20 protein-coding genes and 1 tRNA gene are annotated in these 25,518 nt (G+C 35.3%); 8 read left to right on the forward strand and 13 right to left on the reverse strand.

All coding sequences use genetic code 11. The features are described from left to right. Position 1 precedes the first annotated feature (1 nt). Genes AC6H33_RS07890 through dapE form a run of 5 tightly spaced genes read right to left on the reverse strand, consistent with a single transcriptional unit; the run spans position 2 to position 3,858 of the window. Positions 2–754 (reverse strand): efflux RND transporter periplasmic adaptor subunit, encoded by a 753-nt coding sequence (locus tag AC6H33_RS07890; protein WP_497604343.1) that lies wholly within the window; start codon positions 752–754, stop codon positions 2–4. Further along, on the reverse strand, positions 751–1,977 hold the full coding sequence (locus tag AC6H33_RS07895) for a TolC family protein (protein WP_497604344.1): 1,227 nt from the start codon (positions 1,975–1,977) through the stop codon (positions 751–753). Before AC6H33_RS07895 ends, AC6H33_RS07890 begins: the two co-directional genes overlap by 4 nt. After that, positions 1,974–2,348: a RidA family protein gene (locus tag AC6H33_RS07900; protein ID WP_497604345.1), complete on the reverse strand. Its 375-nt coding sequence runs from the start codon at positions 2,346–2,348 to the stop codon at positions 1,974–1,976. The genes AC6H33_RS07895 and AC6H33_RS07900 overlap by 4 nt, the downstream gene beginning before the upstream one ends. A gap of 10 nt (positions 2,349–2,358) precedes the next feature. Further along, positions 2,359–2,751 carry a thioredoxin fold domain-containing protein gene (locus tag AC6H33_RS07905; protein WP_497604346.1) on the reverse strand — a complete coding sequence of 131 codons (393 nt, stop codon included), beginning with the start codon at positions 2,749–2,751 and terminating at the stop codon, positions 2,359–2,361. A gap of 9 nt (positions 2,752–2,760) precedes the next feature. Next, positions 2,761–3,858 carry a succinyl-diaminopimelate desuccinylase gene (dapE, locus tag AC6H33_RS07910; RefSeq protein WP_497604347.1) on the reverse strand — a complete coding sequence of 366 codons (1,098 nt, stop codon included), beginning with the start codon at positions 3,856–3,858 and terminating at the stop codon, positions 2,761–2,763. Between the two features lie 172 nt (positions 3,859–4,030). On the opposite strand from dapE, the gene AC6H33_RS07915 reads away from it, so the two are divergent. Then, positions 4,031–4,462 (forward strand): hypothetical protein, encoded by a 432-nt coding sequence (locus AC6H33_RS07915; protein ID WP_497604348.1) that lies wholly within the window; start codon positions 4,031–4,033, stop codon positions 4,460–4,462. Here the strand turns inward: AC6H33_RS07915 and AC6H33_RS07920 are convergent. Beyond that, a complete protein-coding gene (locus tag AC6H33_RS07920) occupies positions 4,440–7,448 on the reverse strand; it encodes a MutS-related protein (RefSeq protein WP_497604349.1) in 3,009 nt (1,002 codons plus the stop codon). The two genes, AC6H33_RS07915 and AC6H33_RS07920, sit on opposite strands and share 23 nt — an antisense overlap. Positions 7,449–7,631: 183 nt before the next feature. Between AC6H33_RS07920 and AC6H33_RS07925 the strand changes: the two genes are divergently transcribed. From AC6H33_RS07925 to AC6H33_RS07940, 4 genes are all read left to right on the forward strand, one after another. Further along, entirely contained in the window at positions 7,632–8,978 is a 1,347-nt protein-coding gene (locus AC6H33_RS07925; protein ID WP_497604350.1) for a TolC family outer membrane protein, read from the forward strand. Positions 8,979–9,070: 92 nt separating this feature from the next. Further along, entirely contained in the window at positions 9,071–11,242 is a 2,172-nt protein-coding gene (locus AC6H33_RS07930; protein WP_497604351.1) for a type I secretion system permease/ATPase, read from the forward strand. Further along, complete coding sequence (locus AC6H33_RS07935; RefSeq protein WP_497604352.1) at positions 11,229–12,566, forward strand: HlyD family type I secretion periplasmic adaptor subunit; 1,338 nt, start codon at positions 11,229–11,231, stop codon at positions 12,564–12,566. The genes AC6H33_RS07930 and AC6H33_RS07935 overlap by 14 nt, the downstream gene beginning before the upstream one ends. Next, a complete protein-coding gene (locus AC6H33_RS07940) occupies positions 12,567–13,172 on the forward strand; it encodes a response regulator transcription factor (protein WP_497604353.1) in 606 nt (201 codons plus the stop codon). 43 nt (positions 13,173–13,215) lie between these two features. On the opposite strand, the gene AC6H33_RS07945 is transcribed toward AC6H33_RS07940, so the two are convergent. Then, positions 13,216–18,546, reverse strand: coding sequence for a beta strand repeat-containing protein (locus AC6H33_RS07945; protein WP_497604354.1), 5,331 nt, complete (start codon positions 18,544–18,546; stop codon positions 13,216–13,218). 216 nt (positions 18,547–18,762) lie between these two features. Here AC6H33_RS07945 and AC6H33_RS07950 point away from each other — a divergent pair, with 216 nt between their 5' ends. From AC6H33_RS07950 to AC6H33_RS07960, 3 genes are all read left to right on the forward strand, one after another. Next, a complete protein-coding gene (locus tag AC6H33_RS07950) occupies positions 18,763–18,993 on the forward strand; it encodes a hypothetical protein (RefSeq protein ID WP_497604355.1) in 231 nt (76 codons plus the stop codon). Then, positions 18,980–19,273: a type II toxin-antitoxin system RelE family toxin gene (locus tag AC6H33_RS07955; protein ID WP_497604356.1), complete on the forward strand. Its 294-nt coding sequence runs from the start codon at positions 18,980–18,982 to the stop codon at positions 19,271–19,273. Before AC6H33_RS07950 ends, AC6H33_RS07955 begins: the two co-directional genes overlap by 14 nt. Positions 19,274–19,351: 78 nt before the next feature. Continuing rightward, the gene (locus AC6H33_RS07960; RefSeq protein WP_497605985.1) at positions 19,352–19,510 is read left to right on the forward strand and encodes a tyrosine-type recombinase/integrase; all 159 of its coding nucleotides are present in this window, start codon (positions 19,352–19,354) and stop codon (positions 19,508–19,510) included. 74 nt (positions 19,511–19,584) lie between these two features. On the opposite strand, the gene AC6H33_RS07965 is transcribed toward AC6H33_RS07960, so the two are convergent. The 6 genes from AC6H33_RS07965 to AC6H33_RS07990 all read right to left on the reverse strand — a co-directional run bounded on the left by AC6H33_RS07965 (position 19,585) and on the right by AC6H33_RS07990 (position 25,505). Continuing rightward, positions 19,585–19,674, reverse strand: a tRNA-Ser gene (locus AC6H33_RS07965). Positions 19,675–19,736: 62 nt separating this feature from the next. Further along, a complete protein-coding gene (pyrF, locus tag AC6H33_RS07970) occupies positions 19,737–20,420 on the reverse strand; it encodes an orotidine-5'-phosphate decarboxylase (RefSeq protein ID WP_497604357.1) in 684 nt (227 codons plus the stop codon). Positions 20,421–20,460: 40 nt separating this feature from the next. Beyond that, the gene (locus tag AC6H33_RS07975) at positions 20,461–21,054 is read right to left on the reverse strand and encodes a class I SAM-dependent methyltransferase (protein ID WP_497604358.1); all 594 of its coding nucleotides are present in this window, start codon (positions 21,052–21,054) and stop codon (positions 20,461–20,463) included. Between the two features lie 64 nt (positions 21,055–21,118). Continuing rightward, positions 21,119–23,014: an acetate--CoA ligase gene (gene acs, locus AC6H33_RS07980; RefSeq protein ID WP_497605986.1), complete on the reverse strand. Its 1,896-nt coding sequence runs from the start codon at positions 23,012–23,014 to the stop codon at positions 21,119–21,121. A 56-nt stretch (positions 23,015–23,070) separates the two neighbouring features. Beyond that, the gene (locus AC6H33_RS07985) at positions 23,071–23,688 is read right to left on the reverse strand and encodes a 3'-5' exonuclease (RefSeq protein ID WP_497604359.1); all 618 of its coding nucleotides are present in this window, start codon (positions 23,686–23,688) and stop codon (positions 23,071–23,073) included. A 2-nt stretch (positions 23,689–23,690) separates the two neighbouring features. Beyond that, positions 23,691–25,505, reverse strand: a complete 1,815-nt coding sequence (locus tag AC6H33_RS07990; protein ID WP_497604360.1) for a putative nucleotidyltransferase substrate binding domain-containing protein — start codon at positions 25,503–25,505, stop codon at positions 23,691–23,693. Positions 25,506–25,518 lie beyond the last annotated feature (13 nt).

Here is a 25,518-nt window from a genome sequence, read left to right on the forward strand (position 1 = left end):
GTTACTTTTTTGAGTCTGTTACTATATAGCCATCGCCAAAGAGTCCAACTAAAAACTCTTTAACCTCAACTTCTGCTATGAGTTTTCGATTTTGCTCATTTACATGTGGATATATTTTTGAGATAACGCCCGAGTGCTCACTTGCATCACCATCTATCTTATACTTAAACGTCTGTCCAGCTTTAACTATGCTCCAGTACTTTTGGTCAAACTCTAAGATGAGTTTTCTTCTATTTTGGCTTTGAATTTTAAACACACTCTTTGGCTGCATCTCCGTTACCACATCGCCTACTTCTGCATCTTTTTCATAGATAATGCCGTCAAACGGGGCATAGATAGCTGTTTTTTTATAAAGAGCCTCTCTGTATGTTAGATTTGCTTTTGCACTTTGAAGTGAAGTTTTCGCGCTCTCATACGCAAATGCAAATGTATCAAATCTAGCTTCATCAACAAGATGTTTGACTTTTTCTTCTCTTTCATAATCTCTTTGGGCATATTTTAGAGCAACTTCTGCTTTGTCAACATCAGCTTTTGCAAGACTCAAAAGTGCATGTGAGTCTTCATTGTAAAGTTCTGCCAAAAGAGCACCTTTTTTAACTCTGCTTGAGACATCAACATCCATCTTTTTTATCACTCCTCCAGCATTAAAAGCTAGAGTTGCATCTTGGATTGCTTTTACAAAAAAACTAGCATAAACCTCTTGTGCAGATAGATTAAACGCTAAAAGCAGTAGCGCTAAGTATATTTTTCTCACTCTATAAACTCCTCTAGTTTTTTACCGCTGTAAAAATAGTAAATTGCATAGGCTATTTGAAGCTCATAAAGTGAACTCTCGTAAGTAGCCATTGCTTCTGTTTTAGCACTTAGTGCATCAAGATAAGTAACATTATCAACGATTCTGGCTCTGTATTTCTCTTCTATTGTAACAAACGCACTGCTTGAAGCAACTAAAGAGCTTTTAGCGCTTTTTATCTTTAGCTTTTGACTCTTAACTCTTTGCAGGGCTATCTTCTGTTCTGTTTTTTGCTCATTAGTGCGGTATTTTATCTGCTCATTTATAGCTTTTGCATTTAACACAAGAGCCTCTTTTGCCTTACTTGCAACGCTGTTGTCATAGATAGTCATATTTAAACTTATCATTGCTACATTTTGCTTATCTATCTCAAGAGGATTATTTGGTGTTGTAGTTCCGTACTCATATTTTGTATATATATCTTCTAACTTTATGCTTGGGTAGTAGATAGCATCTTGTGCCTCTGCACCCCTTTTTATAGCTATCTCTTGATAAGAGAGTGATTTTATAGAGTCACTCTGTTCATACTCCAAAGAGTTAACATCTTTAAAATTTGACAACTCAAGAGCATCTATGCTTTTGCCAACTTGTAGCTCTAGATATTTTTTAGCACTTATCATCTCAAAATTTAACGACTCTATCTCATATATCTCTTTATCATAAGCCGCTTGAAGTCTCTCTACACTATCTTGTGTAGCCAATCTTGCTTGATAAAACTGCTCTACTCTCTCTAGTTGCTTTGCTAAAGAAGCTTTTGCGTCAAGCTTTGCTTTCATACGTGCCTCTAGGCTTAAAATGGTGTAAAAGCCTTTTGTTATCTCAAGAGAGAGTGTCTCTTTTGTAAATAGCTCATCGTGCGTAGTTGAGAGAAGCTCATTTTTTGCCTTCTCGTGTAGTGCAGATTTTACTCCGCCATCATATATATCTACTTCAAACTTCCCATAAAGAGCGTAAGTATCTTCTATCTGGAAAAGAGAGGCATCACTTATATTTTTATATGAAGCGCCTATATCTATCTTTGGATAATAAGCATTTTGTTTTGAAGCGACTTCACTCTCTTTTGCGTTTTTTATATATTTTTTTGATTCTAAAATGGAGTTATTTTGATACGCAAACTCTAAGATATCTTTTAAACTCTCTGCATGTATAAACATTGGCAGGAGTAAAAAAAGTGCTTTTTTCATTTTACAAGGGCTATGGCATCAATCTCAACGAGGGCATTTTTTGGCAATGTTTTAACCGCTACTGTGGAGCGAGATGGTTTATGAGAGCCAAAAGCTTCTGCATATATCTCATTTACTGTGACAAAATCATCCATAGAAGCTAAAAATATTGTAGTTTTTATAACACTATCCATTGAAGCTCCAGCTTCTTCTAAAACAGCTTGTAAGTTTTTTAGAACCTGTTTTGTCTGTACTACTACATCATCCTCAAGCATAACACCCTCAGGAGTAAGTGCAATCTGCCCAGATGTAAAAACCATCCCATTTGCAACTACTGCTTGTGAATATGGACCTATTGCCGATGGCGCTTTGTTTGTTTGTACGAATTTCATATATATCTCCTTAATCTTTTTTTGCTTCGTCTACTTCATTTAAGAGTTCATTAAAACCCTCAAAACTTCTATAACCTATGGTCGTATAGATTATCTCTCCCCTATCATTTAAAAAATAGTGTCTAGGTACAGGTTTTGTCTCTAGGTGAGAAGGAATGTCGTCTATATCTCTTGAGAGATAAATGAGAACATACTTCTCTTTTAATTTTTTCAGTACATCCTCGCGAGACAAAATCTCATTTTCAAACTTCTCGCAGTATTTACAATACTCAGAACCTAAAAAAAGATACACATCCTTCTTTTGCGCTTTTGCTTCGCTTAGAGCTGCTTCATAGTCGCTTGGCCAGTTAAAACTAGCACTTAATGTAGCTATTAACATCACTATTGTTAGTAAAATTTTCATCTTCTCTCCCTATTCCCACGTATCTATGAGATGTTTAAAAACTTCATAAAGTTTCTCTACTTCATCTATTGTGGTTCTCTCATTTATAGCGTGAATTGTATCATTTATTACGCCAAACTCAACAACTCCAATCCCAAGTGGAGCCATATGCCTTGCATCTGAAGTTCCTCCAGCAGTTGAGTGTTTTGGTTTTATGCCACTGATTTGCTCAATTGAAGCATCAAGATTTTTTACAAGCTTAGTTTTTGTATCAGTTTTAAAAGGATAAGAGCCTTGAGTAAGACGTAAATCATAATCTAAGCCTTCTAAGTTTTTCTCAACAAACTCTCTAACCTCTTTTTGAGAAGTAAGAGTAGTATTTCTTACATTAAACATAATCTTAAGCTCATTTGGAGTTACATTTGTAACCTCCATACCAGCTCTAATGTCCGTTATAACAAACTTGCTTGGAGAGAAAAACTCATCGCCATTATCTATGTCTACTCCAGCCATATTTGCCAATCTTGGTGCGATTAGATTTATGGGGTTTATAGACTTTTCAGGATATGCGGCATGTCCCTGTTTTCCTCTTAGAGTTATATAGCCGTTGATAGAGCCTCTTCGTCCTACTTTGATGGCATCACCAAAAGCTCTCTCACATGTAGGCTCTGCAACAACTGCAAAATCTGGGAGCATATTTTTCTCACTAAGGTAGTTTAATACCTCGATTGTTCCATAAGTCCCCTCGCCCTCTTCATCTGAAGTTAGCAAGATGGATAGAGTTCCATTAAAATGTTTAGTATCTTTAATAGCTTGAACAAATGTTGCAACACCGCTTTTCATATCTTGCGCACCACGTCCATATATATATCCGCCTCTTTCTATTGCGATATATGGGTCACTATCCCACCCATCTCCAGCAGGGACAACATCTACATGTCCAGCAAAACATAGATGATCGCCTTGTGAGAATTTTTTATATAAGAAAAGGTTTTTAACACCCTCTACATCAACTCTAATCGCTTCAAAGTCACCTAAATAACTTTGTATAAAATCTAAAAGTCCGCCATCATCTGGGGTTTGGCTCTTTGAGCCTATCATAAATTTAAAAAGTTCAATTGTATTCATATCTTGCCTTAGGCTAATTTATTGAAGTGTGAATTATACTGTTTTTTATTTAGATGACAAATGTTATAAATTTTCACACTTTTTAATATTTTTTATAAAATTCATCTGTTTTCATTTATCTATAATATAAATTTATGATATTATCGCCTCAATTTAATTATGAAAGGTTTTTATGTCAGGGTTTAAAAAAGGAAATTGCAAAAAATATTTTAATGAAATTACAAATTATTTAGATGAATACTCATACAGACATAAAAGGTATCATATAAACTTTGCTATTGCGATTGTCTACTGCCCAGATAGCGATTTAAATCCAGACCTGCACTTCAAAGCTAAAAGAAAAACAGATAAATATATCTCGTTGCAGAGCAATCTCTTTTTTGTTGTATTTGACTGCATTGACTCAAACTCATCAAAAATTGCAACACAAAATCTTGAAAATAGTCTCAAAGAGAGCTGCACGGATAGAGAGTTTTTTATTCACTCTATCTCTAGTACAGAGTATGAAAACAGCTCAAATATGCTTGAGACACTCTTTAGAACTCTTGAGAACTCATTTTGCACTAAAGATAAAAAGAGCTCTACTCCCAATCATCTAGTATAAATTTTTTTGACTCATTTATCTCTGGAGTTGTCTCTTTTTTTGGCTCTGTTTTGCTTAATTGTTCTTCATACTTCAACTCTAGCCCACTGCTAGTCATCACAAAACCATCAACTCTTATCTTGCCCTCATGGATTTTTTTATGATGCTCTTTACATAAAGGGATGAGATTATGTTTTGTGTTTTTATGAAAATGTCCTATAAAACCATCCTCATCTGCTAAAGATTTATGTTTTATGTGATGCACATCTTCTGCCATATCGCCACAGATTACGCACTTTGTAACATATAACTCTTTGTTGTACTTTGAGCTTTTTTTCTTAACCAGCAACTCCAACTCATCAAAATCTTTAGCCAATCTTTTTCTAATGCCGTTTGCAATATCCAAAAAATCACTATCCATATGAAGCGATTTTGCAAACTCCAAACCATATATACTGCTCCCGCTTCCACTCTGAAGAACTCTGTTGAAGAGCAGTTTGTCCTCTGCTTCATCATACTCAACGCTTAGATGCAAATCCACTACATTTTTCAAATCACGTATCTCTTTCATGGTTGAGAGCTGATGAAGGTGTGTTGCAAAAAGAAAGATTGAGCGGAGTTTTGAGAGCTTTATGATAGCACTTGAAACTATGGCAACTCCAGAGAGCGTCTCAGTTCCATGACTTATCTCATCGCCTAAAATCAAAGAGCGCAGAGTTGCACGATTGAAGATGTTTTTAAGTTCAAGCATCTCAACTGCAAATGTGGATAACCCTTTTGCAAGATTGTCTCTTGAGACTATCCTTGTAAATAGAGAGTCAAAGAGTGAAAATCTCATAGCTGCTGCACTTACATAAAAACCAGCCTGTGCCATCAGTGTTGCTAACCCTATACTTTTCATAAGTGAAGATTTACCGCTTGAGTTTATCCCATAAAGAAGTACGCCATTTATCTCATGTCCATCATGAACACTCAAATCAAGCATAACTGTTTTTGGATGAGGCAGGTCAATATATGCGCGATTCCCCATCACTATATCATTTGGAACATATATACCGCTTCTCTCTTGTATCTCTATGAGAGGATGGCGGAGTTGCATGATTTGGATAAAGTTTTCTTCACGCTCAACTTCAACAATGGTTGGTCTTGAGTGTTTATACATCTGTGCAACTTTTGATGAGCTCACACCAACATCCAAATCAGCCACATAACCTATAATACGGTCAAAAAGAAGAGCGTAACGCTTCTCATAAAGAGCTTGAAGATGCATAAATCTCTCTTTTGCCAAAACCACAATTTTACGGCGGTTTTTCATAATCAAATCTGAGAGATTATCAGTAAAAGCAGAGGTTATTTTTACATTGTTTGTTAGTTTTTTAACACTAAATTTTTTAAAATCTTCATCTTTGTAAAACTCTTTTTCTATCATAGAAAATCTATTTTTGCTAAGAGATATGTAATAACCCTCTTTTTCTAAAAGACCGAGTGCTACATTTGAGCTATTTGAGTTTGAACCCCCAACGAGAAGCTCAATTTTTGCCATAATATCTTCAAATGCGATAAGCATAGTTTGGTTCTCTTTGACTAAAGTATCTATCGCCTCATCGACACCATTCATAAGAAAGTTTTCATCAACGCTATTTGTAGTAAAACGTCTTGAAACATCCAAATCTATACTCTTTGAAATATCTCTTAAAAATTCATCAACTTCGCTCTCACTAAATGGCGTCTTTTGTATCTTGTGCTTCTTTGCATACCCAACCAACTCTTTTACGCTAAGCATTGAGTCATATATATGGTTCATCTCAAAAGGGTGAAGCCTCCCAAGATAGAGCCTTCTTGAGAGTCTCTCTAAGTCATAAATCCCACGCATAACTTCATCCAAATATCTTACATGCAAAGAGAGTTTATCTATGAGGTTATAACGGCGTTCTAACTCATCTTTTTGTATGATTGGATTTAATAGTCTCTCTTTTAGAAGTCTGCGCCCAATGGCTGTTGCACTCTTATCGAGGAGTTTTAATAGTGTAAACTCATTTCTATCTTTAGATATTACGCCCATCTGCTCTAGCGCACTGTTTCCAAGGTACATGTAGCGTCTGTTGTCTATGATTTTTGGCAGGTCAAGTTTTTGAACTATATGTATATCATGTTCAATCACAAAATGGATAAGAATAGCCAAAGACTCGCTTATCATTGGGCTTCTCTCTAAATCGAGATGCTCAATAGCTGAGAGTAGAGATTTTATCTGATAAACCTCACAAAAGAGCCTGTTTTGAAACTCTACGCGAGGTCTTTGGTTGTTTATGCTGTAGTGGTAGTGCTGGGCGATTTCAAGATATTGCATAGCATGGCGCTGGTCTTCAACTCCATCTAAAAAAGTAACAACTATCTCAGAGGTGCGATAAACATTTAAAAGATTGAAAATTTCATCTAACGCATAAGCTGGGTCTTCGCTTGTTCCATGAGATTCATATAGCCAAGTTTTGCCAGTAGTTACGTCTATGGCGCTATATCCGACTTCATAAATATCTCTATGTTTATCAATCAAGATTGAGACTATATAGTTATCATCGTTATCAACTATATAGTCAAAGTTAGTTCCTGGAGAGACAATCTGGGAGATATAACGGCTTATTTTTGGAGGGTTTCCTCTCTGTTTTACAACAATAACTGTATATTTTTGCTCTGCAATAAGACGGCTTAGGTATCTATCAAATGAGAGAGCAGGAACACCTGCTAAGAGCGGGTTTCTATCACTGTTTTCGACTATATTTTTATTTTTTTTAGTGAGCTGAATATTTAAGAGTTCTGCTATCTCTTTGGCTTTACCAACCTGCTCATCATCGTTATTTACTTCATAGACTTCAAAAAAAGTTCCAATCTCTATAAAAACAACTGTATCTTTTCCATACTTTTGCTCAAAATGTCTCTGAAGTTCAAAATATGTTTGAGTTAGCAATTTATCTTTATTGTTTAAAATAGAGTCTATATCTGATGAGAGCATGGATTACTTTTTTATTGTATTTTTAAGATTTGGATTATAGCACAAAGAGTGTCTATATCTCATCTCACGTTTCGTAAAATAGCCTAAAAAAATCTTAGTTATATTTGTTTATATAATAATATTAAGCTGACACAATAGTGATTTTTGATATACTCACGCAATTTAATATACAGGAACATTGTTATGAATCGTAAAATATTACTCTCACTATCTTTAGCATCTGTGCTTTTTTCTCAGGATATCAAAACGACATTAGATGAAGTTTTATCTACCAATCCTACTGTACTAGAGAGACTGAAAAACTATAATGCAACAAAAGAAGATATTACGACTGCAAAATCTGGATATTTGCCAAAACTAGACCTATCTATCGGGGTTGGTAAAGAAGATGGCAAAAGAGCTCCAAACAGCACTCCATTTGATTACAGTGTCTATCAAAATTCGCTTACACTTTCACAAAACATTTTCAAAGGTTTTGAAACTCAAAGCAGAGTTTCTCAGCAAGAAAACAGAACTGTCTCTGCTGCTTACAGCTATATAGAAAAAGTAAATCAAACTTCGTTTGAAACATTAAACGCATACATTGAAGTTATGAAAAACAGAGAACTTCTCTCTACTCAAAAAGAGAACGTTGAGATAAATACAGAAATTTTCAACAAAGTACAAAAACTTTATGATGCTGGACTTACAACACTCTCTGAAGTAAACAAGATAAAATCAGCTCTTGCTCTTGCAAAAGCAAATTATGTTGTTCAAGAAAATACTCTTCTTGATGCAGAACATAATATGCAAAAACTACTAGGGCACTCTATCGATGCTAATAGTATGACAAGACCAACAGATGAAGTAGCCCTTCCTCTAAATGTTAAAGAAGCTGAGGAGTTCGCTAAAGAAAATAATCCATCACTACTTGTTTCAAAATACAATATCAAACTAGCAAATGCCACTTATGAAGAGAAAAAATCTCCATACTATCCATCTGTAGATCTTGAAATATCACAAAATTTAAACAAAAATTTAAGTGGTATCGAGGGCAAGTATGAGAACTTAAGAGCTATGGCATACTTAAAATACAACTTTTTCAACGGTTTTGCAGATGAATCAGCAAAACAAAAAAGTATAAGCACTATTAATCAAGAAATGCAAATTAAAAACAGACTAGAGCGTGACGTTACTGAGAGAGTAAATCTTTCATGGAGTGCTCATGAAAAACTAACAGAGCAGTTAGGGCACCTAAATGAGTACAAAGAGTTCTCTCTTCAAACTTTAACACTCTACTCAAAAGAGTATGACTTAGGTCGTCGCTCACTTCTTGACCTTTTATCTGCACAAAATGATTTTATTGCTGCAAAAGCTCAAATAATAAGCTCCCAGTACAATATGCTCTTTGCAAAATATAGAATTTTAGATGCAATGGGAACGCTTGTTACAACAGTTTTACAAAACAGTGAGAATCTATATGCAAATGTAGGGTTACGCGGAGAAACTCCACAAAATAACGATGAGTTGCCTATTTCTTACAATAAGTAATAAAAAAATATAATAATGGCATAATATTAAAATCATAGAAAACAGAGCAAAATAGACTCGTAAAACTATAATATTTAAAAAAAAGGTTCTATATGCTTTTAACAAATGTAGAAAATTTAAACATGGATGCTCTGCTTGAGTGTTTAGTTCTTTTTACAAAACTATATCACAAGCCATACTCAGCGGAAGCCCTAACTGCTGGGCTTCCTATTGAGAGGGGCAGTGATTCGCCAGAGCTATTTTCTATCGAAAATTCAAAAGGTCTCTTCTCTCGAGCATCTGAAAAAGCTGGTCTTAAATCATCTCTTATCAAACGACCTCTTTCTCAAATATCATCACTTCAACTTCCTATGATTATCTTGCTATCAAATCAAGGTGCTTGTATACTAGACAGTTTTAGCAAAGATGGAACTATGGCTAAAATTGTTATGCCCGCAGAAGAAGCAATTGAGCAGTGGGTTGATATCTCTGTTTTAGAAGATGAGTATATAGGCTTTGGCTTTATGATAAAAAAAGCTTTTGAATATAACGATAAAAATTCAAGAACACTTCACATAAATCAAAAACATTGGTTTTGGAGCACTATAAAACTATCATTACCTATTTACAAAGATGTTTTATATGCCTCACTGCTTATAAATCTTTTTGTCTTAGCCTCTCCTCTCTTTACGATGAATGTTTATGATAGAGTTGTCCCAAATAACGCTATTGAAACGCTTTGGGTTTTTGCCATAGGAGTAGCCGTTGTTTATATCATAGATACTTTTTTAAAGTTCACCAGAACATATCTGCTTGAGTCTGCCGCAAAAAAAAGTGATGTAATTATGTCTTCAATCATTTTTGAGAAAGTTCTTGACTTAAAGATGGCACATCACCCATCTTCTGTTGGCTCTTTTGCAAGTAACATAAAAGACTTTGACTCTATTAGAAGTTTTCTTACAAATGCTACTATGACAGCCGTTATAGATCTTCCTTTTACTATTATCTTTCTTCTTGTTATCTGGTATCTTGGCGGTCTTATTGTAATCATTCCGATTGTAACTATATTTTTAATTATCGCTTATGCTATTTTGATTAAAAACCCACTGCAAGAGAGTATAGAGAGTACGCATGAAGCTAGTGCTAAGAAAAACTCTATTTTGATTGAAGCTCTAAACAATATCGAGACATTAAAAACTCTAGGTGCAGTAAATCAAGTACAGTGGAACTGGGAGGAATCAACTGGAGAGATTGCAACTAAAAGCCTTAAATCACGCCTTCTTTCTTCATCAATTCCTACAATAACACAGTTTTTGATACAACTAAATACAGTTATGATAATTGTCTTTGGTGTTTATTTAATCAAAGAGTTTGAGCTATCTATGGGTGGACTAATAGCTATAGTTATCTTAACTTCAAGAACTCTAGCTCCAATGGGTCAAGTTGCAGCACTCTTAACAAACTATGAAGAGACAAAAACATCTTATGAGACTCTAAATGAGATAATCTCTCAACCAAGCGAGAGACCTAGTGGAAAGAAATTTGTTGAGAGACCTAAGTTTAGCGGTCAAATAGAGTTTGTAAATGTAACTTTTTCATATCCTAACTGTGATATGCAGGTTTTAAAAAATGTCTCTTTTACCATAAATGCAGGTGAACATGTTGCCATAATTGGACGTATTGGCTCAGGGAAAAGTACGATACTGAAGCTTGTTTTAGGCTTGTATGAGCCTAATTCTGGGCAAATTCTTATAGATGGGATTGATATAAAACAGATAGACCCTGCAGATTTGAGAAAAAGTATGGGTTATGTTTCACAAGACATTATGCTTTTTCGTGGAACAGTAAAAGAGAACATCACTTTTTGTGCCTCTCATGCAAGTGACTCGGCAATGCTACGAGCATCTCAAATTAGTACAACTGCTGAATTTATAAAAAAACACCCAAAAGGGTATGAAATGCCTATTGAAGAGCGTGGACAAGGGCTCTCTGGAGGTCAGCGACAAAGTATTGGGATCGCTAGAGCTTTCTTGCTGAACTCTCCAATTATGCTTATGGATGAACCAAGCAACGCTATGGATCAGATGACTGAAGCGAAACTCTTAGACAATATGCAACGTGAGTTAGAAACTAAAACTGCAATTTTAGTAACTCAAAAAATGTCACTTCTTAGAATCGTACAAAGAGTTATAGTTATGAATGAGGGGAAAGTTTTTATTGATGCACCAAGAGATGAAGCACTAGCTAAACTACAAGGAAAAGAAGGCGCTAATGAAAAAAAATAAACCTTTAGAGTACACAAAAAACGACTATAGTTTTATGAACAGCCTTAGCGCTGCTGTTTTAGAGCATACTCCTAAAAAAATGAGTGTTGTTATTAAGATTTGGCTCTTTACTGTTGCAGCTTTAATTATCTGGGCGTCTCTTACAAAAGTTGATGAGATAACCAGAGGAGATGGAGCCGTTATACCTTATGGACAAAATAAAATCATACAAAATTTAGAAGGCGGGATTATAGAGTCTATCTTGATTGAAGAGGGACAAATCGTTAAAGAGAATGAAGTGATTTTAAAGATTAGCAATGCTAAGTCAGTCTCTACTTCCCGTACAAATGAGATGACATATTATGAGTTAGAAGCAAAAAGATTGAGACTTTTTGCACAAGCAAATGAACGTGAATTTCAAACACCAGAAGTTACTGATGAAGAGTTCAGACGTCAGATAAAATTGGCAGAAAATTTATACAACTCAAACAAAACAGAGTTTAATGCCAAAGATAGATCACTAGCAAATATGATTACACAAAGAGAACAGGCATACAAAGAAGCAAGTGCTAAAGTATACTCTTTACAAAAATCTTTGGAGTTTGTAACTGAAGAGATCTCTATGACTGAACCAATGGTTAAAGAGGGTGTAAAATCCAAAGTTGACTTCTTAAAATTAAAAAGAGAAGCAAGTGCAATTGAAAATGATATTCAAGCAACTAAACTCTCTCTTCCTAGATTAAGCGCTGCTATTGAAGAGTCAAAAAATAAAAGAGAAGAGTCAAAGCAACTATTTATAAATACCGCAAAAGAGGAACTAAATAAAGTTATAGCAGAAATTGCTAGACTAAAAACTCAACAAGTAGCCTTTAGCGATCAAGTTGATAGAACGATGGTAAAATCACCAGTTGAGGGGATTGTACAAAAATTATTTATAAACACAATAGGTGGTGTTGTTCAACCTGGGGCGGATTTAGTAGAGATAGTTCCTACAAATAAGAAGTTATATCTAGAAGTAAAAATAAAGCCTAGTGATATAGCTTTTATTCATCTAGGAGCGGTTGCAAAAGTAAAAGTATCTGCATACGACTTCGCTATTCACGGTGGACTTAGCGGAAAAGTTGTAAATATATCTCCAGACACTATAACAGACAAAAAGGATAACACTTTTTATATCATACATGTTATAACTGAAAAAAATTATTTGGGAACAGAGGCAAAACCACTAAATATTATCCCTGGGATGACTGTAAATGTTGATATCGTAACAGGTAAAAAAAGCGTTATGGAGTATATTTTGAAACCTATTTTAAAATCAAAACAGTATGTTTTTTCGGAGAAGTAGATGAAGATACTTTTTTTTAGTTCAGATTTTAATATTGTTGATGAGTGGAGAGATAAGATTTTTCATACAAACACCTCTTCATGTTACGATATTTCTTCTTTGTCTAATGAACTAAAAAAGTCTCCTGAGGCTATTGTAATAGCAGATTACGACTCTCTTGCCCATGATATAAACAACATGATAGCAACTGCTTCTGCGCCTTTAAACCTTATTGTTCTTGAGAAAGCCCCATCTGTTGTAACTGGAAAAATGCTTATTTTGCGTGGAATAAAAGCATATGGAAACTCAAGAATGCATAAAATTCATTTCACGCAAATGGTTGAAACGCTAAAAGATAAAAATATATGGACATATCCAGAGCTAACAGCATCTCTTGCTTCTACAAATAGCAAAACAGGCTTAAGTAAAGAGTCTAGTGAACTGATAGAAGAGAGATTGACACAAAAAGAAAAAGATGTCTTAATGCTGATATTAAATGGTTTGACAAACGATGCAATAGCATCTTCTCTGGGCATAACAACAAGAACAGTAAAAGCTCATGTAAGCTCTATATTTTCTAAATTGCATGTAAATGACAGGGTTTCTCTGATTTTGCTTCTAAAGTAATTTTATCTCGTATGTAGATATTTTTTCTACATACGAGCAGATTTTACGAGTGTGTAATAATTAAATCATCTTGGATATGAAGTTTGACAGTTTCATCTTGATTTGACGTATAGTCATTAAATCCAGCTACTGTTTGGCTTGTCGCTTGACTCCAGTTGTCACTATTTTGTAGAGTAACGTTATCTGAACTGTCTCCAGTAATAAAGAGCTCATTATCCGTATCTGTTATGTTCACTACATCACTAAGTGTTAATGATATATTTTGAGTGCCATCTCCTAGATTTATCTCTTCAATATTTTGAACTTTACTAAAATCTATTGTGTCATAAGTTAGAAGAGTATCGTAACCTGTTCCACCATTAAACGTATCGTTTCCGCCTCCACCTATTAAAAGGTCATCTCCATCTCCGCCGATTAAAATTTCATTAGCACTTGTCCCTGTTATTACTGAACCTTGAACTGTTGTAATGGATACATGAGCTGTATCACTATCAATTCCATCTGTTAAAGTGTAATCGAAAGATGACAAATGAGAAGCTGAAGTAGGTTCAATCGACATCCAGAGTTGATAGTCTCCACTATCATATGAAATATTGCTTGAATTGTTATTCCATGCTGTAGCATCTATGTAGTAGTAGCCATCTGCAGAAGCAGTGTACTCAAGATAAGAATCAAGTGAATTTGAGTGATAAGCACTCTGAACAGATCCTAATCTACCAAGCGATGCTAAGGCATCATCGTTTTCAGCCAATAGCGTACCACTTGCATTATAAAGTTTAAGATACATATCAACTGCGCTATTATCTGTACCAATATTCTTTTGACCGTTGTCAGCACCATCAATATCTAAAATTATTTTTTCACCTGCATACAGATATACTTTTATATAATCTTGGTCCGTTGTATTTGGAGTTGCGTTTCCATCTTCTATTCTACCATTCCACTTAAAACTAGGCAGCAAAGCATTTGTAACATATGCCGCATCTGATGCACTAACTTGTCCAAATTTACTTCTTGAAACTTCATATGCATGAGCCATATCATTATTTAAAGCATTTGTTTCTGAATCAGAGGCAAATATATCCGATTCATTTACTATTTGTGCATTTGCTCCAAAAGACGCTGTATCTTTAAAAACAACAGTATCAGTCCCGCTAACGGTTCCATTTAATGCATTAAATGTATTTGATATATGTAAGGTATCATTTTTATCTACATCTGTATCATTAAGAGTCAATACACTTGCAGCAATAGTAATATTTTCTCCTGCAGCAATATTTGTAATAATACTATTATCTGTTGCCACTGGTGCATCATTTGTCCCAGTAATATCAATTCGGATAACATGGCTATCAGTTCCATCAGCAGTAGCAACAATAAAAGTATCTATATGCACTTCATCTTTTGACAATGATTGAAGATTATTATTATCTACCGTATATGTCCATTCTCCATTCTCTGTAATTGATAAGCTTCCTAACGCATTTCCGCTTGGTGTAACAGTTGTATTAAATGTCCCAGTATTTCCATCAGCAAGAGTATTTACTAAATTTCCTCCTGCACTTAAAATACCAGAACTCTGATCTTCTGTAAACGAAGCACTATCAACAGTTGCCGTGATTGTTGAACCATTTATATGTATATTTAAATTTGCAGAAGATTTATCGCCATCAGCATCTGTTATTTCATATATAAAATTCTCACTAGATATACTAGCTGCATCAACAGCAGGTGTATAGCTTACTTTGTAAAGATACATATGGTCAAACATTCCACCTGATTCAATCACAAGGTATTTAAAATCAGAAGATTGTATCTGAATTGATTGATCCCCAGTACCAAAAAATGAGAAGAAATGGCTAGTTGAACCATTACTAACAATATTACCTGCGCTATCATAAGTAGACCATTTTACCGTTGGAAACATAGAAAATAAAGCAGTATCATTAAACTGTAATGCAACATTCGTAATGTTAGTATTAAACTCTAACACAAGTGCGTCATTACCATCAATACTGTTGTTATAAATAAAACTGCTATCTTTTACCCCTATCCCATGACTGTTTTGTGAAACTTGATCTGTATGAGATGCTAAAGTAGAAAGCAAGAGTTTTGAATTAGCTTCATACAAATCATCTGCGCCAAAAAGTTGATTACCTTGATACCCGTAAAGATTAACATCATCCCATTGTGAAATAGTTGCTCCTCCAGTTACAACTGGGTCCAAACCTGTATAAGTATATGTATAGTCACCATTTTCATTGAAAACAATATCTCCATATTTTGCGTTAATACTTAGATTGCCACTTCCGTCAAATGAAGTATATTCCACACCATCATATTTGACACCAAAAAGTGTCGTAGTTCCATCTCCTGCTGTATCAACTTTACCATTATAAGAGTCAGTAATTACATTACCAGATGTTGTGACTTCAGAAATTATGACGTTATCTACATTATCGTAAGCAATAGGCGCGTCATTAACAGCAGTTACTGATGGGTCAACATTAGCAGGTGTGCCGTTGATTGTGCCATCGTTTGGAGTAAGTGTAAATGCTGGTAAATCAGTTCCGCTATTAACAAGCATAAGACCCGCAGCTGTAAGTGTTACATTACCACTACCATCAAGTGCATAGTTAGTTGGATCGCTTAGAGTTACAGTAACTTGGCTACCTTCTTCATCATATGTTGTATAGGTTGCAACTACAGAGCCTACTGCGTTTGCAGGTGCATCTTCTGTGAAGTTATTAGTAGCTGTAATAGTAATAGTTGGTACATCATTAACTGGTGTTACTGATGGGTCAACATTAGCAGGTGTGCCGTTAATTGTACCATCGTTTGGAGTAAGTGTAAATGCTGGTAAATCAGTTCCGCTATTAACAAGTATAAGACCCGCAGCTGTAAGTGTTACATTACCGTTTCCATCAAGTGCATAGTTATTTGTATCACTAAGAGTTACACTAACAAGGCTACCTTCTTCATCATATGTTGTATAGGTTGCAACTACAGAGCCTACTGCGTTTGCAGGTGCATCTTCTGTGAAGTTATTAGTAGCTGTAATAGTAATAGTTGGTGCATCATTAACAGCGCTAACTGATGGGTCAACATTAGCAGGTGTGCCGTTGATTGTGCCATCGTTTGGAGTAAGTGTAAATGCTGGTAAATCAGTTCCGCTATTAACAAGTATAAGACCCGCAGCTGTAAGTGTTACATTACCACTACCATCAAGTGCATAGTTAGTTGGATCGCTTAGAGTTACAGTAACTGGGCTACCTTCTTCATCATATGTTGTATAGGTTGCAACTACAGAGCCTACTGCGTTTGCAGGTGCATCTTCTGTGAAGTTATTAGTAGCTGTAATAGTAATAGTTGGTGCATCATTAACAGCGCTAACTGATGGGTCAACATTAGCAGGTGTGCCGTTGATTGTGCCATCGTTTGGAGTAAGTGTAAATGCTGGTAAATCAGTTCCGCTATTAACAAGTATAAGACCCGCAGCTGTAAGTGTTACATTACCACTACCATCAAGTGCATAGTTAGTTGGATCGCTTAGAGTTACAGTAACTGGGCTACCTTCTTCATCATATGTTGTATAGGTTGCAACTACAGAGCCTACTGCGTTTGCAGGTGCATCTTCTGTGAAGTTATTAGTAGCTGTAATAGTAATAGTTGGTGCATCATTAACAGCGCTAACTGATGGGTCAACATTAGCAGGTGTGCCGTTGATTGTGCCATCGTTTGGAGTAAGTGTAAATGCTGGTAAATCAGTTCCGCTATTAACAAGTATAAGACCCGCAGCTGTAAGTGTTACATTACCACTACCATCAAGTGCATAGTTAGTTGGATCGCTTAGAGTTACAGTAACTGGGCTACCTTCTTCATCATATGTTGTATAGGTTGCAACTACAGAGCCTACTGCGTTTGCAAGTGCATCTTCTGTGAAGCTGTTTTGGTTTGTGATGGTAATTGTAGGCGTGTCATTAGCATCTGTAGTATCTGCTGGGTTAACGGCTGTGGTTGCAGTAGAGTTAGTTGAAGTTGCTGTTACATTGAAATCTGGAAGGTTTGCTCCTGAGTTTACAACTGCAGCACCTGTAGATGTGAGAGTTACCTCTCCAGTTGTTGGGTTAATTACATAGTTAGTTGTATCATCGATTGTAAATGTAATAGCTCCGCCATCTTCATCACTTGCTACTGATGTTGCTACAACTGTTCCTGCTGTTACTGAATCTTCTGTAAGTGTTGCTACTGGAGTTACGTTTAGTACTAGAGCATCATTTACAGTTGTAGTATCTGCTGGGTTAACGGCTGTGGTTGCAGTAGAGTTAGTTGAAGTTGCTGTTACATTGAAATCTGGAAGGTTTGCTCCTGAGTTTACAACTGCAGCACCTGTAGATGTGAGAGTTACCTCTCCAGTTGTTGGGTTAATTACATAGTTAGTTGTATCATCGATTGTAAATGTAATAGCTCCGCCATCTTCATCACTTGCTACTGATGTTGCTACAACTGTTCCTGCTGTTACTGAATCTTCTGTAAGTGTTGCTACTGGAGTTACGTTTAGTACTAGAGCATCATTTACAGTTGTAGTATCTGCTGGGTTAACGGCTGTGGTTGCAGTAGAGTTAGTTGAAGTTGCTGTTACATTGAAATCTGGAAGGTTTGCTCCTGAGTTTACAACTGCAGCACCTGTAGATGTGAGAGTTACCTCTCCAGTTGTTGGGTTAATTACATAGTTAGTTGTATCATCGATTGTAAATGTAATAGCTCCGCCATCTTCATCACTTGCTACTGATGTTGCTACAACTGTTCCTGCTGCTACTGAATCTTCTGTAAGTGTTGCTACTGGAGTTACGTTTAGGACAAGTGGGCTATTTATGCCTAATCTACGAATATCTTCATTAATGTCTATCTCTAAATTTGTTTGATTTTCTCCAAAACTTCTCTCTCTCAGATCAGCATTTATATTTGAAAGCGTATAAGTTGTCTCTAAAAACTCTGCTCCTCTGCCTTGGGTTGACTCAACAGCAACAGCTTCTCCAGCAGCAGTTTCTAAATCTTCTATATTTTTGATATCACCACTTTTTTCTAAAAGAGTTATAATCGAATCTTGTTCAGTGACTGTATCTTGTAGTGCAAACTCTTTTTCTAAAAGAGAAGTATCAAATAGTTGTTTCTCTTGTCCAGAAATTACTATATCAGAACCATTTTGGATTGTAATAATGATGCTATTTTGAGATGTATTTGCTTTGTCTCCCACGATAGTTTGCTGTTCAAAAACATCATCACCTTGAGCCACTTTATTTTCTGAACCATCAACACCTTTAAGATTAAACACTCCATCTACACTCTTAACTTTTCCAATAATTGATGACATAATAAACTCCAAATATAATTTTTTATTATGTTATGATAATTTTAAATAAAAGGATATTGTACTTGAGTACATTTTTGTAATAGGTAAGGAAGTTTGATTATTTTAAAAGAGTCTATAAAAGTATAGCTTCGTGGTGGACAGAGAGGGATTTGAAAAAGTCTTACCCCTATTATATAAAAATGGTGTATAATTATGCACTTAAATAAGGAGTGACAAATGAATACTACTAGATTAAACATAACATTGCCTACTTCTATAAATAACGATATAACTCGTTATGCAGAGGAGTTAAATGAGAAAAAAAGCCATATTATCGCTTCTGCTCTTGAGATGTACTTTGACTATCTTGATATAAAAGTAGCAGAAAAAAGACTTAATGATTCTAATTTTAAAACTGTTTCTATGGATGAATTTTTTAAAGAATTGGATTTAGATGTACGAGATTGATTTTGCTACTACTGCAAAGAAAGATTTTAAAGTTATTAATAAAGCTGATACAACTTTTATTCGTGATTCTTTATACGATTTTGCTCAAAATTTTAATTCTGAGTATGAAAAATCTCTTATGCACTCTGGCAAGATAAAAAAGCTTAAAGGACAAAAAGAGGTTCTTTATCGTTTAAAACTTCGTTCTTATAGAGTTATATATAAAAAATATGATAATAAACTCGTCATTTTAGTTTTACATGTAACTACTCGTGAAGGTGCTTATAAGAGTTTGGATTAGTTCCTCTCTGGCTACTCTGCTTTTTTATCTTACTCCTATTAATTTAACACTACAATCGTGCATTATTCCGTTTTCATAGTGACTAACTTCAATCACTACTCATCTCTATATCTTGATTTTAAAAAACATGAGTTAAAAAATTCTACTCTTGATAAATATACAAATATAGTTAAAAACAGAATAGATCCTATTTTCAAAGATATAGATTTTGATAGAAGTATCTTTATTTATCAATAATTTTACGTTTCGGTGTAAGTAAGGGATTTTTTTATTTTTTTAAAGGCTTTGTAAGTCCCCAAAATAGGGCTTCGTGGTGGACAGAGAGGGGTTCGAACCCTCGGTACAGTTACCCGTACGCATCCTTAGCAGGGATGTGGTTTCAGCCGCTCACCCATCTATCCATTGAAGGTTGCAATTATAGTCATATATAGATAATAAATAGCTTAACTAAGGCTATATATTATTAAATTTGTTCTAATACTTTTCTAACTACCTCTGCGGGGTCCTTGGAGTTGTAAATCGGGCGACCAATAACTATAAAATCAACTTGCGCTTTTTTTGCAAAAGCTACGTCAGCTACTCTTTGCTGATCTCCTGAATCTTCTCCAAAAGGGCGAATTCCTGGAGTGAGCGTCATAAATTTTTTATCTGTTATATTTTTTATAGAATTACTCTCATAAGCCGAACATACCACGCCATCAAGTCCGCTTTCGTAAGCATCCTTTGCAAACTGATCTGCTTTTGTGGCAATTGAACTCTCATAAACTTGGCTAAATTCATCTTCATTAAACGATGTAAGAGCAGTTACTGCTAGAACTATTGGACGGTTTTCATATCGCTCAAGTCTGCTCATAACTTCCTTCATCGCTCGTTTTCCAGCACTTGCGTGTACATTGAACATATCAACACCAAGGGACATAATAGACTCCGCAGCATCTGCCATAGTATTTGGAATATCATACAATTTTAAGTCTAGAAATATTTTAAAATCTGGGTTAATCTTTTTTATATCTTTTAAAAACTCTTCACCATCTCTTATGTAAGAACGAAGCCCTACTTTTAACCAGACATCATAATCTTTTATCTTGCCAATAAGTTCTAAATTTTCCTCTTTGGTTGGCAAATCAAGGGCTACACAAAGTTGCATCGGTTCTCTTTTAAATTGTATTTTGGATGAAATTGTAACATTATTTTCTTGCAGTAAGTAAAAAGACACCATACTCTTTTTCTGGCTTTTTAATCGTGTTTACTTGTGTGCACTCTATATTTTTAAAGCCACTACTCTTTACTATCTCACAAAGCTTAGCGGTATCAAAACCATAGTGAAAAACGCCCTTGTTATCGGAGTGAAAACTTCCATCTTCAAGCTCAAGGTCTGCAATGGCGATAAATCCGCTCTCTTGTATATTTGTGTAAATTGTGGAAAAAAAACGCTCTAAATTCTCTATATGATGCAGAGTCATAGAGCTTACAAGCCCATCAAAGCTTCTTTTTAGTGGTGAGGCAATTATATCTTGGAGAAGTGGCTCTATACTTAACTCAGGAGTGTTTTTAGAGCAAAGTTCATCTAGCATACTGCGCGAAGTATCAACGCCATAAACTTTTCTAACATGTCGTGCTATCTCAAAGCCCAAAAGCCCTGTTCCAGTGCCAAAGTCTAAGAGTTCCATCTCATTATTGAGAGTAATTTTTTCTAAAATTGCTTCGCCTATTGTTTTTGTATTGGCATTGCTGTTTTTATCCCAATCTTTTGCTTTATCTTTAAAGTTGTCGTGTGGCATTTTCATCTCTATTTGTTGTTGTATTTTGAGGGAGGATATAGAGTAGAAAATCTACTCTATATTTTTATAATTTACAAGATTGAACTGCTGAAGCGATTGTTGCTACTACTGATGGGTCTTCAAGAGTTGAGATATCTTGAGTAATCTCTTCTCCTTTTGCTATTGAGCGCAGAATTCTTCTCATGATTTTTCCAGAGCGAGTTTTTGGAAGTCCTACAACAAAAACTACATCATCACAAAGAGCGATATTTCCTATCTCTTTTTGGATAACTTTGTTGATAGCTTTTACCTCTTCAACTTCATCTGCTATACCGCTGTCTGATTTTAAAACGATATAAGCAAAAATGCCCTCACCTTTTATCTCATGTGGCTTTCCTACAACTGCAACTTCTGCAACATTTGGATGTTTTTTGATAGCAGCTTCAACTTCAGCTGTTCCCATCCTATGCCCAGAAACATTGATAACATCATCAGTTCTGCCTGTGATTGTGATATAACCTGCTTCATCATAAATAGCACCATCACCTGTAAAGTAGACTGGTTTGCCATCTTTTTTTACATCACCAAAGTATGATTTTACAAATCTCTCGTTATCTCCCCAAACACCTCTAATCATTGCTGGCCAAGGACGAGTTACACACATAAGACCTTTTTCGCCAACTTCAGCTCTGTTTCCATTTTCATCTAAAATCTCAGCCATGATTCCTGGAAGCGGGAATGTTGCACAAGCTGGTTTTATAGGAGTTGCTCCTGGAAGCGGAGATACGATATGTCCACCTGTTTCAGTCTGCCAGTAAGTATCAACGATTGCACATTTACCGCCGCCTATTGCCTCATAGTACCATTTCCATGCTGGTGGGTCTATCGGCTCTCCAACTGTTCCTAATACTTTTAGGCTTGATAAATCATATTTTGCTGGTTCATTCTCACCTGTTTTATGTAGCACACGGATAGCAGTTGGAGCTGTGTAGAACTGATTTACTTTATACTCTTCAACCATCTTCCATGGACGACCTGCATCTGGATAAGTTGGAACACCCTCAAACATTATAGTAGTTGCACCCATCGCAAGTGGTCCATAAACTATGTAAGTATGCCCAGTAATCCAGCCAACATCGGCTGTACACCAGTAAGTATCGTTCTCTTTTACATCAAATACCCACTCCATAGTCATCTGTGCCCAAAGAATATATCCAGCTGAATTATGTTGAACACCTTTTGGCTTACCTGTACTTCCTGAAGTGTAAAGTAGGAAAAGAGGGTCCTCAGAGTCCATAACTTCTGGCTCACACTTTACATCTTGATGCTTGATAAGTTCATTGTAAGAGTAGTCACGCCCTGCAACCCAAGTCACATCTTCGCCATTTCTCTCAACAACTAAAACTTTTTTTACAGGAGTTTCGCCCTTTAGAGCCTCATCTACAACTGGTTTTAACATATACGGCTTATCTTTTCTAAATGCACCATCAGATGTAATTACAACTTTTGCCTCTGCATCTATGATTCTGTCTTTTAGTGCTTCAGCAGAGAAACCGCCAAATACGATAGAGTGGATTGCCCCGATACGAGCACAAGCAAGCATCGCATAAGCAGCCTCAGGAATCATCGGCATATAGATGATAACTCTATCGCCTTTTTTAACTCCAAACTCATTTTTAAGAAGATTTGCAAATCTATTTACGTTGTAATAGAGTTCAAGGTAAGTGATGATTTGCTTATCGCCTCTATCGCCTTCAAAGATTATCGCAGCTTTGTTTTTACGGCTCTTTAAGTGACGGTCTATACATTGAACTGAAACATTTAGTTTTCCGCCATCAAACCACTTTACAAATGGAAAATTACTCTCATCCATTACATTTGTAAAAGGTTCCATCCACTCTAGTTTCTCTTTTGCGTAACTGCCCCAAAAGCCCTCATAATCTCTTGTTGCATAATCTTGCAACTCTTGATATTCACACATATTTTTAATTCTAGCACTTTTGCTAAACTCTATATTTGGTTTAAAAACTTCTCTATTCACTGTTTTTCCTTTGTTAATTTTAAATATATCATCGCCGTCATAATTGCGTCATTAACGGCATTGTGTACACCCATATTGGGTATTGAGCAATTTCTTAAGATTGTATCAAATCGTAAATCAATATTTCCTTGCGGAATTAGTGAAATCGTTTTATCAAAGTATATTTCAGATACTTCAATCATTTTATTTGGAAGTGTTATTCCAAGAAGAGGCTTTGTATATCTATTTATCATACTCACATCAAACTCCAAATAATACCCTATAAGCGGCCTTGAGCCAATAAAATTTAAAAATTCTACAATACCCTCCTTTGTTGTTTTTGCATCCTTTAAATCAAATGGTCTGATACCATGAATTTTAATGCTAGTAGAGCTTATCTCTTTTTCGTTTTGTAAAAAAACTTCAAAAGTTTGAGATGTTAAAACCTTGTTGTCTTTTATCTTAACGGCCCCTATTGAGAGAATCTCATCCACTTTAGGATTTAATCCTGTTGTCTCTGTATCAAAGACAACATACTCCCCGCTTTTATCATCCTCAAATAAAAATTCAAATGCGCTATCTTTTAATTTTTTACGATTTGCATTTTTTTTAAAATTTGCGATAAAAGAGAACATTATTAAACAACCATATTTAAATGAAAGTGAAAGTTCATAAATTTTTTGAATTTATTTATGATTTTAAAACTGTCTTTTAGTAAATCTCTCTGATTTTTCTCCAAACTCAGAGGATTTATATAGTTCGCTTCATCTATATTTTTAGCCTCCAACATCGCTTTTAATCTTATAGAGCTTAATGTATCAAAACTCTCTATAAGTTCAGTTGCAAATGTTTTGTCTATTACTCCATGATTATTTAACTCTTTGATTCTCTCTACTGTGTTTGTCTCTTTTATCTCATATTGAAGAGATAGCGTTCTTATGCCGTGAACTAGGGCAAAAATACCGCCTTTTTTGAGGTCTAACTTATCTTTACGCTCTTTTTGAAGAACAAACCCAGAAAACAGAGAAAGTGGAGTTTCAAAGCTCAAAACTGCTTTTGCAATATGCGCTAAAACATCATCTCTTGAGTGAAAACTGTTATGAAGATACTCTTTTAATTCATCAAGCAAAGAGCAATCTCCAGCGATACATTTTGCATCCAAGAAAATGCTCATGTTTTTAACACTCTCCTCACTCATATCATAAGTCCATGTTGTAATCAAATCTTTATATGCACTTGAATTTTTGCGCCAAAACTCATTGCTTACCATCACGTTACCACTGCATTTGGGAAATCCAAGTTCAAGTAGGTAACCATTTAAGCGCATCATTGGTTCACGAAAAAGCTCTATATCTACGCCATTTTTAATGATGAGAGCATTGTCTTGATCGCTCTTTAGAGTCTGCTCTTCTCGACCTTCACTTCCCATCACTATAAGTGCGCATTGATCTCTAAGTGAAGGCTCTACACACATCTCAAAGAGTTTGTTGTAGATTTTATCGTTTAGAGTTGCAATGAGTTTTGTGATATACCTTACCTTTACACCTTTTGCTCTAAGAGTAACAATAAGGCTTTTAAAGTCATGCCCAAGCGCTTTTAAGTCATCAATATTTTGCGCTTTATCTATCTGAACAGCTACAAGATGCGAGTGACTTGCAAAGTAACTTAGAAGGTCGAGTTGCTCTAAAACACCTACAATTTTATCTCCATCAACTACTACAACTCTCTTGATAGCATTGTGTGTCATCATAAGAAGTGCATTAAACAAGAAGTCATTTATATCTATGCTGATAATCTTTTTTGAAGCGATTGAAGATATATTTTTACTTAAATCGTTATCGCCTAAAAGCAGTTTTTTTCTCAAATCTGTATCAGTGACTATCGAGTAACCATTTTTCTCTTTTACAAGGATTACCTTTGATTTGAGTTTTTCCTGCTTTAGAAGTGCGCTATGTATAGTTTCATCTTCTTCAACAATACATGCGGTATGGAGAAAAATATCTGAAACCTTTGAGATAAGAAAAGGTGAGAGTTCACTTTGAGTGTCATAATCTTTTAGCTGTTTATGACGAGTTATAAAGTCTTGTAAAAAGTATCCTTGAATCTCCTTATCCTGCATCAAATCAAGAAAATCCTCTTTTTTGATCTCATAACAGATAAGGTCTTCATCAACTATAAACTTTGCTTTTGTGTTACCATAGATAAGTGCATCAGCATCAAAGCTATCTCCTGCTCCATACACATTATGAATCTCATCATCAATATACTCTGTTACAGAGCCTTTAATGATGATATAAAAAGCGATAGAGGAGATAGCAGGAGATACAAGAAGGGTTTGGTTTGGATAGTAAGCTATGTCGATTTTTTTCATCAGTCCATCCATAGCACTGGAGCTCAGCAGCTCAAATGGATGGATAGATTCGATAAGTTTTCTTTGATCTAAAATACTCATTTTATTTTCCAAA

Source organism: Sulfurimonas limnophila, assembly GCF_059705345.1.